The organism is Caulobacter sp. GW821-FHT05F04, from assembly GCF_059419665.1.
Genome location: NZ_JBWKSF010000002.1, coordinates 844,615 through 859,837, shown reverse-complemented (window position 1 = coordinate 859,837; position 15,223 = coordinate 844,615). Strand labels below are relative to the sequence as shown.

9 protein-coding genes and 1 pseudogene are annotated in these 15,223 nt (G+C 68.3%); 6 read left to right on the top strand and 4 right to left on the bottom strand.

Annotated elements, in window-relative coordinates:
• Nucleotides 1-76 precede the first annotated feature (76 nt).
• From AC07R7_RS08390 to AC07R7_RS08380, 3 genes are read left to right on the top strand one after another with little or no spacing between them, the layout of a single operon-like run.
• Nucleotides 77-1,105, top strand: a complete 1,029-nt coding sequence (locus AC07R7_RS08390) for a glycosyltransferase family 2 protein (RefSeq protein ID WP_494634815.1) — start codon at nt 77-79, stop codon at nt 1,103-1,105.
• Entirely contained in the window at nt 1,102-1,551 is a 450-nt protein-coding gene (locus AC07R7_RS08385; RefSeq protein ID WP_494634814.1) for a GtrA family protein, read from the top strand. The genes AC07R7_RS08390 and AC07R7_RS08385 overlap by 4 nt, the downstream gene beginning before the upstream one ends.
• A complete protein-coding gene (locus AC07R7_RS08380) occupies nt 1,539-2,264 on the top strand; it encodes a class I SAM-dependent methyltransferase (RefSeq protein WP_494634813.1) in 726 nt (241 codons plus the stop codon). Before AC07R7_RS08385 ends, AC07R7_RS08380 begins: the two co-directional genes overlap by 13 nt.
• Nucleotides 2,265-2,293: 29 nt before the next feature.
• Here the strand turns inward: AC07R7_RS08380 and AC07R7_RS08375 are convergent.
• From AC07R7_RS08375 to AC07R7_RS08365, 3 genes and pseudogenes are all read right to left on the bottom strand, one after another.
• Nucleotides 2,294-2,431: pseudogene (locus AC07R7_RS08375) on the bottom strand (hypothetical protein); the annotation flags it as partial.
• A gap of 24 nt (nt 2,432-2,455) precedes the next feature.
• On the bottom strand, nt 2,456-4,396 hold the full coding sequence (locus AC07R7_RS08370) for a hypothetical protein (RefSeq protein ID WP_494634812.1): 1,941 nt from the start codon (nt 4,394-4,396) through the stop codon (nt 2,456-2,458).
• 88 nt (nt 4,397-4,484) lie between these two features.
• On the bottom strand, nt 4,485-6,236 hold the full coding sequence (locus tag AC07R7_RS08365; protein WP_494634811.1) for a DUF6311 domain-containing protein: 1,752 nt from the start codon (nt 6,234-6,236) through the stop codon (nt 4,485-4,487).
• Between the two features lie 166 nt (nt 6,237-6,402).
• Between AC07R7_RS08365 and AC07R7_RS08360 the strand changes: the two genes are divergently transcribed.
• Nucleotides 6,403-6,939: a hypothetical protein gene (locus tag AC07R7_RS08360; protein WP_492885891.1), complete on the top strand. Its 537-nt coding sequence runs from the start codon at nt 6,403-6,405 to the stop codon at nt 6,937-6,939.
• Nucleotides 6,940-7,042: 103 nt separating this feature from the next.
• Entirely contained in the window at nt 7,043-8,176 is a 1,134-nt protein-coding gene (locus AC07R7_RS08355) for an alkaline phosphatase (protein ID WP_494634810.1), read from the top strand.
• A gap of 101 nt (nt 8,177-8,277) precedes the next feature.
• Here the strand turns inward: AC07R7_RS08355 and carB are convergent, their stop codons facing one another.
• Complete coding sequence (gene carB / locus AC07R7_RS08350) at nt 8,278-11,577, bottom strand: carbamoyl-phosphate synthase large subunit (protein WP_494634809.1); 3,300 nt, start codon at nt 11,575-11,577, stop codon at nt 8,278-8,280.
• A gap of 360 nt (nt 11,578-11,937) precedes the next feature.
• On the opposite strand from carB, the gene AC07R7_RS08345 reads away from it, so the two are divergent.
• Nucleotides 11,938-15,198, top strand: a complete 3,261-nt coding sequence (locus AC07R7_RS08345) for a hypothetical protein (RefSeq protein ID WP_494634808.1) — start codon at nt 11,938-11,940, stop codon at nt 15,196-15,198.
• Nucleotides 15,199-15,223: the final 25 nt, after the last annotated feature.

Below are 15,223 nucleotides of genomic sequence, written 5' to 3'. Positions count from 1 at the left end.
CCGGCGACGCCCCATCAGGCGCGCCGGCGGCGCTTTCCCCTCCCCCTCCGCGCGTAACCCCGCTAAACCCTCCCTCATGGTTCAGTCGTCCGCGTCCGTCATCGCCGCGCCCCAAGCCGCGCTTCAGCCCGCGCCCGTCGCCACGCGCTCGCGCGTCGGCAAGACGCTGTCGATCGTCGCGCCCTGCTTTAACGAGCAGGAGGTCCTGGACATGTTCTTCGACCGCATCGACGCCGAGTTGGCCAGGCTGGGGGTCGACTACGAGATCGTCTGCGTCAACGACGGCAGCCGCGACCACACCCTGGCCGTGCTGCTGAAGCACCATCAGCGGGATCCGCGCATCAAGGTCATCAACCTGGCCCGCAACTTCGGCAAGGAGGTCGCCCTGTCGGCCGGCCTGGACGCGGTGACCGGCGACATGGTGGTGCCGATCGACTGCGACCTGCAGGACCCGCCCGAGCTGATCGGCCAGTTCATCGAGGCCTGGGAGGCCGGAGCCGACGTCGCCTATGGCGTGCGGGTCGACCGCAGCAGCGACACCTTCGTCAAGCGCCTGACGGCCCAGGGCTTCTACAAGGCCTTCAACCGGATGTCGGACGTCGACCTGCCCTACAACGCCGGCGACTACCGGCTGATGGACAGGCGGGTCGTCGACGTGCTGCGCCAGTTGCCCGAACGCAACCGCTTCATGAAGGGCCTGTTCGCCTGGGTCGGCTTCAAGCAGACGCCGATCCCCTACGCCCGCCCCGAGCGCGCGGCCGGGACCAGCTCGTTCCGCTACTGGAAGCTCTGGAACTTCGCCCTCGACGGCATCACCTCGTTCAGCACCGCCCCGATCCGGATCTGGAGCTATGTCGGCCTGATCGCCGGCCTGCTGGCGGCCTCGGCGGCCGTGTTCCTGGTGCTGCGCACCCTGCTGGAAGGCAACAAGGTCCCCGGCTATCCGTCGCTGATGGTGGTGATCCTGTCCGGCTTCGCCATCCAGATGCTGGCCATCGGCTCGCTGGGCGAGTACGTCGCCCGCATCTATCAGGAAGTGAAGGGCCGGCCGCTGTACGTGATCATGGACCGCTACGGCTTCGACGCGCGGAACCCGGAGACGTGAGCGCCCTGCTGACCCCGGCCCGGCGCGAGTTCCTGGTCTCGGCCCTGCGCTATGGCGTGGCCGGCGTGGCCAACACCCTGGTCGGCCTCTCCATCATCCTGGCCCTGGACGTCGGGCTGCATGTCGACCCGCACATCGCCAACGCCGTCGGCTACGCGGTCGGGGTCTGCGTCAGCTTCGCGCTGAGCAAGCTGTTCGTGTTCAAGGCCCGCAACGCCGCGCGTTCGGCGCCGCTGCGCTACGGCGTGGCCGTGGCCGTGGCCTTCGCCCTGAACCAGGGCGTGCTGACCCTGGCCCGGATGGTATTGCCGCACGGCGCCCTGTTCGATGTCGCCGCCCAGGGCGCGGCCGTGGCAAGCTATACCGCCGCGCTCTTCCTGCTGAGCCATTTCTGGGTCTTCGCCCACCAACCCACCGCCGACCGGGACGCCGCATGGACCGCCTGATCTACGACCGCATCCGCGAGCTGGAGACCGACCACTGGTGGTTTGTCGGACGCCGCAAGATCCTGCGCGGCCTGCTGCGGCGCCTGGCCCCGCCGGCCGGCGCGCGCATCCTGGAGGTCGGCTGCGGCGCGGGCGGCAACGTCCCGCTGCTGCGCGAGTTCGGCGACGTGAAGGCCCTGGAGCCGGACGACGAGTCGCGCGCCTACGCCTCCGAGCGCCTCGGCCTGGCGATCGACACCGGCCTGCTGCCGGACGGCCTGCCCTACGCGCCCGAGACCTTCGACCTGGTCTGCGCCTTCGACGTGGTCGAGCATGTCGATGACGACGCCGGCTCGGTGAGGGCCCTGGCCAGGCTGGTCAAGCCCGGCGGCGCGATCCTGACCACGGTGCCGGCCTATCAGTGGATGTGGAGCCACCACGACGTGCTGCACCACCACAAGCGCCGCTACCTGCTGCCGCGCTACCGCGCCCTGTTCGAGGAAGCAGGCCTGAAGGTCGAGACCGCGACCTATTTCAACACCCTGCTGTTCCCGCTGGCGGCCGTGCAGCGCACCGCCAAGAAGCTGCTGAAGAACGACAGCGCCGACGACGCGATGCCGCCGTCCTGGCTGAACAAGGCCCTGGCCGGCGTGTTCTCGCTGGAGGCCCCGCTGACGGTCGGCGGCGGCCTGCCCTTCGGCCTGTCGATCGCGGTGATCGCCCGGAAGGTTTAGCGAAATCGGCGGGTCGTCCGCTGATTCAAACCCACCGTCATTCTCGCCCTTGTGGCGGGAACCCCTGGTTCAGCTGACACGTGAGATGCAAGCGGATCGCCAGCGATCCACCCCTCCCGCACCTGCGGCGGACAGAGGGGTTCCCGCCACAAGGGCGGGAATGACGGTGGTTATGGGCGTTGCGAGAATTCCTACCGCATGACCGGCGTCGGGATGATCCGCATCGCCTCCAGGCCCACGCCCAGTTGGCGGTCGTCGGGGCCCGCGCCCAGTTCACGCGGGGTCTTCGGATCGTGGATGTCGAAGGTCACCTTCAGGGTCTCGCCCTTCAGGGATTCCGGCGGCAGGGCCAGCAGGTAGTCGTGGCGCAGCGCCGTGTGCAGGCCGAAGGTGAAGGTCTCCGGCTGGCCGCCCGGGACCGAGACGGTGACCGTGCGCGACGGCGACTGCGGCGGCAGGAAGCCGAAGGCCGCGACCTGCACCGAGGCGCTGGAGAGCGTCCGCTGGGACGGCGAGATCGGCAGTTCGACGACCGCGCGCTTGCCGCCGGACCAGACGCCGCCGCCCTCGGGCAGGCCCCAGCCCTCGCGCAGATAGGGCACGCCCGAGCCGCCCGCCTTGAACAGCAGCGACCGCGGCTCGATGCACGGGCCGATCATCACCACGACCAGGCCGACGGGCTTGCCCGAGCGGCAGCCGGGCTTGTCATAGGCGTCGCCCGGCAGGGTCACGACATAGTCGACGTCGCCCGGACGGTCCGGCCGGCCGTCGGCCAGCAGGCTCAGCACGTTGCCGCCATGGGGCGAGCGCAGCATGGCGATGGTGGCCATATAGGTGGTCACCGGCTTCACGTCGGCGGCCGAGAACATCACCTTCTCGCCCTCCAGGCCGCGCGTCAGGCGCACCTCGCGCACGTCGTGGAGGATGGCGTCCATCCGGGGAACGTCCAGGGCGCTGGGCCGCAGGAACAGGCACAGCATCACCACCAGCTGGGCGACGAAGGCCGGGGCCGGGCCGAGGGCGGAAACCCAGGCGGGCCTATTGTTTTCGGAGGGGGCCTCGGCGGGGACCGAGCGCACGCCCAGCACGGTCAGGAACCAGAGCGGCGTCACGAAGGCCAGCAGGGTGAAGACGCCGAAGCTGTGCTTGAGAACGGCGTATTCGGAGCCATCGCCCTTGAACACGTACATGCCGTACTGGGCCAGCGCGGCCAGGGCCGCGGCCGCGCCCAGCGAGGCCAGCAGCACGGTGGCGGCGGTCGGACCGGCGTCCTCCTGGACCGCGCCGGGATCGCGGCGCAGCTCGACCAGCAGCACCCAGGCCGACAGCAGGGCCAGCACGATGGCGGCGGCGGCGAGACCGTTCAACGGCATCTCGCTGGCCAGGTGCAGGCTGCCATTGTTGGCCGCCATCCAGCGCATGCGCCAGAAATAGGGGCTGCCGACGACGCCGCCGGCGATGGCCAACAGGCCGACCAGGCCCACCCAGTCGAAGCGGCGGGCGTGGATCAGGTCGCGCAGCCAGGCCAGACCCAGCATGGCCATTAGGGCGCCGGCCAGTTTCAGGGTCGGCACCAGGTGGAAGCAGCCGCAGAACAGCACCGCGGCGGTGGCGTAGACCACATACAGCGGACGCGAGCGGGGCAGCAGCGCCGCGCCGCCGGCCAGGCACAGCATGGCCACGGCCTCGCCGACGATCTGCGGGAAGAAGAAGTTGTCGACCAGCTCGGCCCCGAACGCCCCGCGCACGGCGAAGATGTTGACGACCATGAAGCCGAGGCTGGCGACCAGATAGGTCAGCGACACCCGTCGCGCCTGGTCGAACAGCACGATCCAGACCACCGCCGCCGACAGCACCCCGGCCATCAGCAGGGCGTTCAGTTCGGACCAGCCCAGGGTGGCGAACAGGGCCGCGAACCGATGGCTGAGCTTGGGGTAGATGAACATCTCGGCCATGAACTCATGGCCCTGCTGCGGGATCAGGAAGGCGTGGCGCACGACCTCCATGACCTGCAGGTGATAGGAGCTGTCCACCGACAGCGACAGCAGGCGGTCTGTCGACAGCAGGCCGGCCAGCAGCAGGCACCAGACGGCCGCGCCGACACCCCAAATCCACTTGGTGTTGTTGCCCACCGGATTCCCCAACTCGATTCTCACGCGCCCCACGCGCGAAGTTTTCTAGCAGCAAAACGCCAGGACGAAAGCTTGGAGGGTGAAAGCTCTAGGGGACCGCCGCCAGCTCGCCGGGCTTCACCGGCGTCAGGCCGGGGATCCCCGCCAGGTCGCGGCCGCAGGCCACGCCGGAGCCGAAACGATGGCAGTCGGTGCGCTTGGCGACCGGCTCCAGCACGCCGCCGCGCGTCACGCCGTCGGCCACCACGACGGTGATGCGCCGATCGCCGGGGGCTGCGTCGACGAAGGTCTCGGGACGGGTGACGATGCAGGGCGGGTCGCTGTCGCGCGCGGTCGGGAAGGTGTTGCCCGTGCCGCCAGTGCGGCCGATGGCCTGGAACATCTGCCGCATGACCCGCAGGTCGCGCCAGTTGGCCGAGCAGTAGTAGGTCGGCGCGAACACCCAGGGCCGATGGGCCGTCCTGGGACTGGAGACCAGGGCGACCGGATAGCTCAGCGGGTCCAGCGAGGCGAAGGTCTCGCGCACGCCATGGCGCAGCCCGCTGGTGTCGACGGCCTGCACGGCCAGGGCGGCGGCCAGCACCGCCATCCCCGTCCGGCGCGGCAGGCGGCTGGCCCAGGTGACGCCCAGCGCCAGCAGCAGGTAGCCGACCGCCCAGAAGAACCGTCCGTAGGCGCGGAAGCCGCCGATCACCTCGGCGATCTCGCCCTTGGGCCGCGGCAGGTCATAGACGTGGGTCTTGAAGGCGTAGGCCGACCAGCCCACCGCCCAGACCGTCAGGCCCAGCAGGGCCAGGGTCATCGGCGCCCAGCGCACCCAGAAGGCCTTGGAGACGCCGCGCCGGCGCACGGCCAGGGTCGCCTGGAAGCCAGCCATGGCCAGGACCAGCAGCAAGGCCCCCGCGCCCAAGTACTGGAAGCCCTCGAAGCTCTGACCGCCCGTGGCGTCCATCACGCCCTCGTACCACGAGCCGTTCCAGGCCTGGCCAGCCAGGGTCGAGGCCTGTGGCCAGAACGGCCCGACCAGATTCATCGAATAGAGGCCCAGCGCCGTCGACGCGCCCGTCCAGCCCCGGCCGTCCTGGTAGTCCAGAAACCAGACCGAGACGGCGATCGCCGCGCAAGCCAGGGCCGCGGCTCCGGCGACGCGCGCCATGGCCCCGGCCCGGCGCTGCAGCAGCTCGGCCAGCAGGGCCGCGCCAAACAGCGCCCCGACCGGCGGCAGGTGATAGGCATGGACCCCGACCACCAGGGCCAGCAGCGCCGCGAAGCCCGCGATCCGCCGCCAGGTCAGCCCCTCGCGCGCCGACCGCACCGACAGGGTCAGGGCCAGCAGCAGGATCCAGTGGCCCGACAGGGCGATGTGGCCGAACTGTCGGGCGATCCAGGCCGGAACCATCAGCGCCATCAGCCCACCCAGCAGCAGCGTCCAGCGGTCGGTGACGCCCAGGGCTCGCAGCAGGGCGATCATGCTCCAGGCCTGCAGCGGATAGGACAGCAGCAGGAACAGGCCGATCGGGTTGAACACATGCGACAGGCCCGTCGCCTTCAGGATCAGGGACAGCCAGGGGATGCTGTCGGTGAAGACGATCGAGATCGGCTTGTCGCCCAGCCCGCTCACCGCGGTCAGCGGCCAATGCCAGGGCTGGCGAAGGAAGGCCTCGTAGCCCGCGTTCATCACGGCCATGTCGCCCTTGGGCCGGGTCCAGAACGCGGCATGGGCGAAGGCGATGTCGAAGCCGAACATGAAGCCGCACAGCACGACCGGGATCAGCGTCGCCGCCAGGGCGAACAGGATCCGGCTCCCATCGCTTTTGGGATCGACCTTGAACGAAACCATGCGCTCCCCCGAGTACTCGACGACCTGCTTAACATCGAAGCTTGGCCCCGCGCAGCCCTGGCGACGCCCGGGTGTCGCCGAAGATAATTACATCTGTAAATAATTTAGACTTGTAATTCTTAAAATCCCCGCCAAACCTCCCTCGGGAACGAATGGAGGCCAGGCCATGGCGGTGCGGGATTTCGGAACGCGGACGACGCGGCGGCTGTGGACGCCGCTGATCTTCTCGGGCCTGGCCGTGGTCGGGATGCTGGGGGTCCTCCTGTTCACCGGCTTCGACCTGGCGCTGTTCGAGCGCGCCAACGCCTTCCTGCCCCGGCCCCGTCCCGAGCAACTGGCCCGCTATCGCCCCCTGGCCCAGACCGAGTGGCGGATCGTGCAGGCCAATCTCGACAGCCGGCTGAACCAGACCCTGCCGCTGGAACTGGGCGCGGTGTGGTCCACCCGTACCGGCCAGATCTGCGGCCTGGTCAACGGCCGCGGCAGCTTCGGCGGCCTCTCCAGCATGGTGCGGTTCTACACGGTCGACCAAAAGCCGGTGTTCCACCAGGACGTCGAGCACGTCGCGTTTCAGAAGGCCTGGTTCGAGTGCCGCCGCGACCAGTACGTGACCCTGCACGCCGGAACCATGGAGCCCGGCTTCTGCGGCAGCGAGGCCGGGCGGCGGCACTGCTACACCGTGCGCGGCGGGGCGCGCGAGTAGGTCGACGGCCTCGGGCGCGCTGTCATACTCATGTCACACCGATCGCGCGCCACAGCCGCTAGAAGCCGTCTCCATCGAAACCTTGCTTCCCTGGGAGACGCCTATGTTCAAAGGTCTTTTGGTCGCCGCCTCATTGTCGTTGGCGATCGGATCGCCCGTTCTGGCGGAGCCCGTCTCCCCTCAGAAGGCCAAGAACGTCATTCTGTTCCTGGCGGACGCGGGCGGCGTTCCGTCGGTGCACGCCGCCAGCCTGCTGGGCTATGGCGAGCCCTTGAAGCTGCACGTCCAGCAGTGGCCCAATCTGGGCCTCAGCGAGACCTCGCCGGTCGACCAGTTCGTCTCGGACTCGGCCAACGGCATGTCGGCGATCATGACCGGCGTGAAGACCCGCAACGGCGTGATCAGCCAGTCGCCCGCCGCCGTGCGCGGCAAGACCGACGGCGAACCGACCAAGACCCTGCTGGAATACGCCGAGGAGCGCGGCCTGCGCACTGGCGTCGTCACCTCCCAGCCGATCACCGACGCCACGCCGGCGGCGACTTACGCCCATTCGAACGATCGCGGAAAGTGGGGCGAGATCTTCCAGCAGGCCTTCGCCCCGCGCTATGGCGACGGGGTCGACGTGCTGTTCGGGACCGGCCGCGCCAAGATCGGTCAGCAGCTGGCCACGGCGGGAACCGGTTTCGACCAGATCGCCAAGGCGCATGAGCGTCCGATCTACGCCCGGCTGGAGGACGCCCCGTCCGCCAACGCCAGGCCGGTGGTCGTGGCCGACGAGATCGACACCCGCGCGGCGACGCTGCGGGCGCTGGACCTGCTGAAGGGCTCGCCCAAGGGCTATCTGCTGGTGGTCGAGTGGGACGCCCACACCGACGACCCGCGCGAGGGTCTCCAGCACATCGTCGATTTCGACAAGCTGATCGCCGAGATCGAAAAGCGCGTCGACCTGAAGGACACCCTGCTGGTGTTCACCGCCGACCACTCCTTCGGCCTGCAGGTGGACGGCGGCCGGCGCGGCGAGCCGCTGCTGGAAGGCTACGAGGCCTGGAAGGCCAACCAGAAGGACGAGGACGTCATCCGCCTCAAGAACGTCATGGTCAACCGGAGCCACACGGGCGAGGAAGTCGCCGCCCTGGCTGTCGGCCCCGGGTCCGAGCGCGTGCGCGGCTACTTCCCCAACACCCACCTGTTCGACGTGATGATGGACGCCTGGGGCTGGAAGAGGGACGCGAAGTAGGGCCTGAGCGGCCCTGTTCTTCTTGTCATCCCGGACAGCCCCTACGAGGCTTCCGGGATGACAAGAATTTGGAACTCCCCCGCATCGCGGGGAAGGCTCCCCTACTCCGCCGCGTAGCTCTGCAGCGGGCGGACTTCCAACGCCTCTTCCGGGGCGCCGGCGATGGCTTGCGCCGCCGCCAGGGCTCCGGCCGAGGTCGTGTAGTACGGCACCTTCATCATCAGGGCGGTGCGGCGGATCTCGAAGCTGTCCTCCAGGGCCTGCTTGCCCTCGGTGGTGTTGAACACCAGCTGGACGCCGCCGTTCTTCATCACGTCGACGATGTGCGGACGGCCCTCCAGGACCTTCTTCACATAGTCGACCTGGACGCCCTGCTCGGCCAGATAGGCGCGGGTGCCCTCGGTCGACAGCACCGTGAAGCCGGCCGCCTGCAACAGCTTCACCGGCTCGACGATCCAGGGCTTGTCGCTTTCCTTGACCGAGACGAAGGCCACGCCCTTGCGGGGCAGCTTCACGCCGCCGCCCAGCTGGCTCTTGGCGAAGGCGCGGGCGAAGGCGGGAGCCATGTCGGCCTCGCCCTCACGCTTCCAGTCCAGGCCCATGACCTCGCCGGTCGAGCGCATTTCCGGGCCCAGCACCGTGTCGACGCCGGCGAAGCGGGCGAACGGGAAGACCGCTTCCTTGACCGCGATGTGATCGTAGGGAACGTCCTTGAGACCGAAGCTGGCCAGGGTCTCGCCGGCCATGATCTTGGCGGCGATAGCGGCGACCGGCTGGCCGATGGTCTTGGCCACGAACGGCACCGTGCGCGAGGCGCGCGGGTTCACTTCCAGCACATAGATGCGCGGATTGGCCGAGTGCGGCTCCTCGATGGCGAACTGCACGTTCATCAGGCCACGGACGTTCAGGGCCAGGGCCATCTGCACCGTCTGGCGCTTCAGCTCCTCGATGGTCTCGGCCTTCAGCGAGAAGGGCGGCATCGAGCACGCCGAGTCGCCCGAGTGGACGCCAGCTTCCTCGATGTGCTCCAGCACGCCGGCCACGAACACGTCCTTGCCGTCGCACAGGGCGTCGACGTCCACCTCGGTGGCGCGGCTCAGATAGTGGTCCAGCAGGATCGGGTGCTCGAACGAGATCTCGCCGGTGTTGGCGATGTAGCGTTCCAGATGCTCGTGGTCGCGGATGATCTCCATGCCCCGGCCGCCCAGCACGTAGGACGGACGCATCACGAACGGGAAGCCGATCTCCTCGCCGGCGGCGCGGGCCTCGTCCCAGGTGCGGGCGATGGCGTTTTCGGGCTGGGCGATCTTCAGGCCGTCCAGCAGCTGCTGGAAGCGCTCGCGGTCCTCGGCCAGGTCGATGGCGTCGGGGCTGGTGCCCAGGATCGGGATGCCGGCTTCCTCGAGGGCGTGGGCCAGCTTCAGCGGGGTCTGGCCGCCGAACTGGACGATGACGCCGGCCAGCGCGCCCTTGCTCATCTCGACATGCAGCAGCTCCAGCACGTCCTCGGCCGTCAGCGGCTCGAAGTACAGGCGGTCGGAGGTGTCGTAGTCGGTCGAGACGGTCTCGGGGTTGCAGTTGACCATGATCGACTCGACGCCAATCGCGTCCAGAGCGAAGGCCGCGTGGCAGCAGCAGTAGTCGAACTCGATGCCCTGGCCGATCCGGTTGGGACCCCCGCCCAGGATCACCGCCTTCTTGCGGTCGGACGGCTCGCTCTCGCACTCGGGAACCTGGCCCAGGGCGCCGGTCTCGTAGGTCGAGTACATGTAGGGCGTCGAGGCCAGGAACTCGCCGGCGCAGCTGTCGATGCGCTTGAACACCGGGCGGACCGACAGCTCCTGGCGCAGGGCGCGCACGGCGCCTTCGGTCGAGCCGGTCAGCTTGGCCAGACGGGCGTCGGAGAAGCCTTGGGCCTTGAGGGCGCGGAAGCCGGCGGCGTCCTTGGGCAGACCGCCGGCGCGGACCCAGCCTTCCTGGCGGATCAGCTCGGCGATCTGGCGCAGGAACCAGGGCTCATAGGAACAGGCGGCGTTGACCTCTTCCACGGTCAGGCCGTGGCGGAAGGCCTGGGCGATGACGCGCAGGCGGTCCGGCGTCGGGGTGCCCAGGGCGCGGATCACCGCGGCCTTGCCGGTGTCCGGATCGTCGGCGCCGTGGATTTCCACCTCGTCGAAGCCCGACAGGCCGGTCTCCAGGCCGCGCAGGGCCTTCTGAACGCTTTCCTTGAAGGTGCGGCCGATGGCCATCACCTCGCCGACCGACTTCATGGCCGTGGTCAGCAGGGGCTCCGAACCCGGATACTTCTCGAAGGCGAAGCGCGGGATCTTGGTGACGACGTAGTCGATCGAGGGCTCGAACGAGGCCGGGGTCGCGCCGCCGGTGATGTCGTTCTTCAGCTCGTCCAGGGTGTAGCCGACGGCCAGGCGCGCGGCGACCTTTGCGATCGGGAAGCCGGTGGCCTTGGACGCCAGGGCCGACGAGCGCGACACGCGCGGGTTCATCTCGATGACGACCATGCGGCCGTCCTTGGGGTTCAGGGCGAACTGGACGTTCGAGCCGCCGGTCTCGACGCCGATCTCGCGCAGCACGGCGATCGAGGCCGCGCGCATCCACTGGTATTCCTTGTCCGTCAGGGTCAGGGCCGGGGCGACGGTGATCGAGTCGCCGGTGTGGACGCCCATCGGGTCGATGTTCTCGATCGAGCAGACGATGATGCAGTTGTCCGCGGTGTCGCGGACCACTTCCATCTCGTATTCCTTCCAGCCGAGGACGCTTTCCTCGATCAGCACCTCGGTGGTCGGCGAGAGGTCCAGACCGCGCGCGACGATCTCCTCGAACTCCTCGAGGTTATAGGCGATGCCGCCGCCGGTGCCGGCCAGGGTGAACGACGGACGGATGATCGCCGGCAGGCCGACGAAGGCCAGGCCTTCGCGGGCCTCGTCCATGTTGTGGGCGGCCTTGGACTTGGGGCTCTCGAGGCCCAGCTTGTCCATGGCGTCGCGGAACTTCTGGCGGTCCTCGGCCTTGTCGATGACCTCGGCCTTGGCGCCGATCATCTCGACGCCGTACTTGGCCAGGGTGCCGTCGGCTTCCAGCGCCAGGGCGGTGTTCAGCGCGGTCTGGCCGCCCATGGTCGGCAGCAGCGCGTCGGGGCGCTCCTTCTCGATGATCTTGGCGACCATCTCCGGCGTGATCGGCTCGATATAGGTCGCGTCCGCCACGTCCGGATCGGTCATGATCGTGGCCGGGTTCGAATTGACCAGGATGATGCGATAGCCCTCGGCGCGCAGCGCCTTGCAGGCTTGCACGCCCGAATAGTCGAATTCACAGGCCTGACCGATGACGATCGGGCCCGCGCCGATGATCAGGATCGAGGAAAGGTCTGTTCTCTTGGGCATGGCTAACTCGCGCAAAGACACGGTCGCGCACATCCGCGCGCCCGCTGTCGACCATCTTGCAGGTTAAGCCGCCCGTTTAGAGACGGAGTCGGCCCGGCGCAACCCCGGAACGGCGGAGCATGGTTATCGGGCGCGCCGCGCGCGCATCCGCTGGAAGGCATGCACAAGCTTAAGCTTGTGCCACTCAAAGCTTAAGCACAAACTCTAATTTATTGCGTCAACACACATGCCGAAGCCATCTCAACATTTCGAATAATTATGGAATTGAGAAACCATAATTTATTTCGTCATCGCACTTCTAACGCGAACCCATCATAGTCAAATCCAATAAATTTATCATAATATTGGGAGACGACTCGAATGGCCTATACATACGAGCAGATTTCGCAGGCGTGGACGGCCGTCCACGACGGCGTTGCGCCCGATGCGGCGACGGCGGCCAACTTCCAGGTCGTGGCGGTGCTGAGCGCCAACGGTCAGATGACCGACGCCCAGATCCTCGGCAACATCGTCAACAGCGCCGACAACAGCACGGCGCTGGCGATCCTCAGCTACCAGTTCTTCACGGGCAAGAGCCCGACCAAGGTCGGCGTCGACTACCTGGTCAATTCGTCGGTCAATCAGGCCGACCTGAACGACGGCTACTACGCCAAGTTCAACATCGAGAACCGCTACATCAACTTCGCCGCCAACCTGGGCGTCATCGGCGAAGGCGCGACGAGCTTCGCTGGCAAGTACGGCGCGATGAGCTTCGCCGACTATGTGGCCTCGATCTATCAGACGATCATCGGCGGCTCGTACGCCACCGCGGCCGGCGTCAATGTCGCGAACGCGATCGCCGACATCATCTCGCGCAAGGACGCGATCCTGGCCACGGCCCAGTCGGCCGGCATGATCAAGCCGAACGCGACCGCCGCCGAGATCGACCTGGCCCTCAAGGCCGCCACGGCGGGCTACCTGATGGGTGAAGCGATCAAGTCGGACGTCGGCATCTACGCCGCGGCCGCCAACAACTTCATGGTCGCCATGGCCCAGGGCACGGCGACCTACAACACCGACATCACCAAGACCTACGAGCCGACCGTCGACTCGTTCTCGCACGGCACCGGCAAGGCCATCGATCGCGGCCCGACCGTGATCACGCCGACGACGCCCACCACGCCGACGACGCCGACGACGCCGAGCCCCCTGTCGTTCACCCTGGCGGCCGGCGCCGAGACACTCGTCGGCGCCGCGACGGACGATACCTTCACCGCCCCGAACGGGACGTTTGACGCCACCGAAAACCTCAACGGCGGCGCGGGTGCCGACACCCTCACGATCAACGCCACGGGCGGCTTCACCGTGCCGGCGTCGACGGTGACCGGGATCGAGACCGTTAACATCGTCGCCGGCGGCGCCGTCGACACCGCCGCCGTGGTCTCGGGCTGGACCGGCGTCACCAAGCTGAACGTCACGAGCACCGGCGCGGCGACCGTCAACGCGGGCGCCGGCTCGACCGCAACCGTCACCGCCAATACCCTGGCCGCGGGCAACGTGGCGGTGAACGGCGGCGCCGGCGTCACCGTCAACGCCAACAACGGCACGACCGGAACCATCACCGTCGGCGGTACGACCGCCCCGACCGGCGCGATCGTCGTCAACGTGAACTCGACCTCCGCCTCCACGCTGGGCGCCGTCACGGTGACCGGCGGCACGACGGTCACCGTCAACGCCGTCAACAGCAACGCCAACGCCACGACCCAGACCACGGGCGCTGTCACCGTCAACGGCAAGGCCACGACAACCGCGGTGACCGTCAAGGGCCCCACGGCGATCACCCAGGCCGCCGGCGTCTCGGGCGTCAACGCCAACACCGTGACCATCAACGACCTGATCGCCGCCGGTTCGGCCACCAAGGCCACGATCACCTCGATCACCGTCGACGGCGCGACCTCGGTGAACATCACGAGCAACGCCCTGTCGAACTTCAGCGCCGCCCATACCAGCGACAACCTGATCATCGACAACAGCAGCACCCTGGCGCCCGGCGACAAGACCCTGACCCTGGCCCTGACGCTCAACGGCACGACGGGCGGCACGCTGGACGACGCCGACATCTACACGACGGTTAACGCCACGACCGGCGCCCAGGCCTCGACCCTGGCCAACCTCACCTTCGGGGGCCTCACCACGCTGAACCTCGCGGGCGCCAGCCAGCTCACCCTGAACAGCACGGCGGGCATGACGGCTCTGGCGACCGTGACGGTCACCGGGGCGGCCGGCATCGTGGCGGACCTGTCGGGCGCGACCGTGACCTCGGTCAACACGGCGGCCACCACCGGCGCCAACACTGTGACCATCAACGGCGCCAACGCCACCTTCACCGGCGGCACGGGCGCTGACACCGTTACCCTGACGAACAACACGGTCACCAAAGCCATCAATGGCGGCACGGGTGGGATCGACATCCTGAAGATGACGGCCGCTCAAGCCGCGACGGCCTCGGGGTCCGGGACGTTCGCCACGCTGGTCACCAACTTCGAGCGCCTGCAGCTGACCGGCGCGACCAACCAGACGATCGATCTGGGAATCCTGGGCAACTATCACCACGTCTCGACCAGCGGCGGCAACGGCTTGACCCTGAACGGTCTGGTCTCGACCGACACCGTCGTCCTGACCGGCGCCGGCACGGCCTATACGCTCGGTTCGGGCAACTTCGGCGGCGGCTCCGACAGCATCAACCTGCAGCTGACCGACGGCTCGAACTCCGGCGTGAGCTTCGCGTCGACCGGAATCACCGCCACGGGCGTCGAGACGGCCAACATCACCGTCACCGACACCCAGGCGACTCCCTCCGGCGGGTTCAACGACCTCGTCACCTGGCGGAACAGCGACATCAAGACCATCAACGTCAGCGGCAACGCCGGCCTGACCCTGACCGCCGACAGCACGGCGCTGACCAGTGTCGACGCCAGCGGGATCACGCTGGGCGGCTTCAGCTTCACCTCGGGCGCCCTCACGGCGGCAGCGGCGATCAAGGGCTCGGCCACGGGAACCAACACGGTCACCTTCAGCTTGGCGACCGGCGGCGCGGTGACCTACACCGGCGGTTCGGGCAATGACAACGTGACGGGTTCGAACGGCCTGAACAACATCGTCAGCCTGGGGAACGGCGCCAACAGCTACACCGCCACGACGGGCAACCACACCGTCACGGCCGGCACGGGCGCCGACGCGATTTCCGTCGGCGGCGGCGCCAACACCATCGATGTCGGTTCGGGCGCCGATGGCGTCATCTTCAGCGCCGCGACCGCCAACAGCGCCAGCTTCACGGCGATCACGGGCATGGGAGCCGCGGATACGATCACCTTCACCGGCCAGGCGCCGACGGCGGGCGCTCTGGGCGCGGCGGTCGCGGCGGGCGGCTCCCTGGCGGCCTCGCTTGACGCCGCCGCGGCCAGCGCCACCGGCGCGGGAACGCCGGTGGTCAAGTGGTTCGTGTTCGGCGGTGACACCTATGTCGTGCTCGATCACAGCGACAACACCACCTTCACGACCGGTGTCGACTATGCGGTCAAGCTGGTGGGCACGCTGAACCTGGCGGCTTCGAGCGTCGCCGGTGCGGTCTTGACGCTCTGACGGTCAACGGCTGGCCCCGCGGCCG